1 protein-coding gene and 1 tRNA gene are annotated in these 855 nt (G+C 60.2%); both read left to right on the top strand.

What is annotated here, in order from left to right:
• Positions 1-103: 103 nt before the first annotated feature.
• A tRNA-Pro gene (locus HWX04_RS08890) sits at positions 104-180 on the top strand.
• 201 nt (positions 181-381) lie between these two features.
• Positions 382-732: a single-stranded DNA-binding protein gene (locus HWX04_RS08885; RefSeq protein WP_175869630.1), complete on the top strand. Its 351-nt coding sequence runs from the start codon at positions 382-384 to the stop codon at positions 730-732.
• Positions 733-855: the final 123 nt, after the last annotated feature.

Raw genomic sequence — 855 nt, 5'->3', positions numbered from 1 at the left:
ATGCGGGGGCTGATCGTCGCCATTTCAGGAATTTGCAGACATTTTTGAAAAATCTCTGCGTTTTCCCTGAAGGCCCGTTTTTAGTCCCTATAATTCAATGCTTCGGCGTGTAGCGCAGCCTGGTAGCGCACTTGCATGGGGTGCAAGGGGTCGCGAGTTCGAATCCCGCCACGCCGACCACAACGCAAAGCTCCTGACGGAAACGTCAGGAGCTTTTTGCTTTGTACGTTCGATTTTGCGCGCGATTGTGCCTTGCGGCGAAGGGCGGGTGCAGCTCCGCCAGGCGGCTCCCTCGCGGATGGCGAGGGTAGCCAGCGCAGAAAACTCCATGCACCGTGAAGATGCGCCGCCAGGTCTGGATGCGTAAGACCTGCACCTACAATGGCGTCTTTTGTAACTGACGATTTCTTCCTGGTCTCGCACATGATGGATGGACTGATTACCGGCWGACTCACCGGTACGCCCGAACACCGCAGCGACCGCAATCGGCGCCCCTTCATGGTGGCCCGCGTGCGCTCCGAGGCATCCGATGGCACCTCCATCCCGGTCAACGTGGTTGCATTCGATGCCCAGGCCTGCGAGGTGCTGCGCAATCTGATCGAAGGCGATGCCGTGGCGCTGCGTGGCAGCTTCACGCCCAAGGTCTGGATAGACCGCCAGGAACAACCCCACCCTGTGCTGGACGTCGTGGCACACCAGGTGATGGCAACGCCCGAGTTCCAGGACCGCTGACGCCCGCGCTGCGGCGCCGGTTGTGAGCTACTGAAAAAACTGTCTAGCCGCAGTGTGCCGGTACGGCCACCGCGCGCTGTGTTGGCGCTACAGTGTGCGCCTGTGTTTTTGACAGGTTACAAG

Source organism: Bartonella gabonensis (assembly GCF_903679515.1).
Classification (GTDB): domain Bacteria; phylum Pseudomonadota; class Alphaproteobacteria; order Rhizobiales; family Rhizobiaceae; genus Bartonella; species Bartonella gabonensis.
This window is presented reverse-complemented; position numbering and strand designations above follow the sequence as displayed.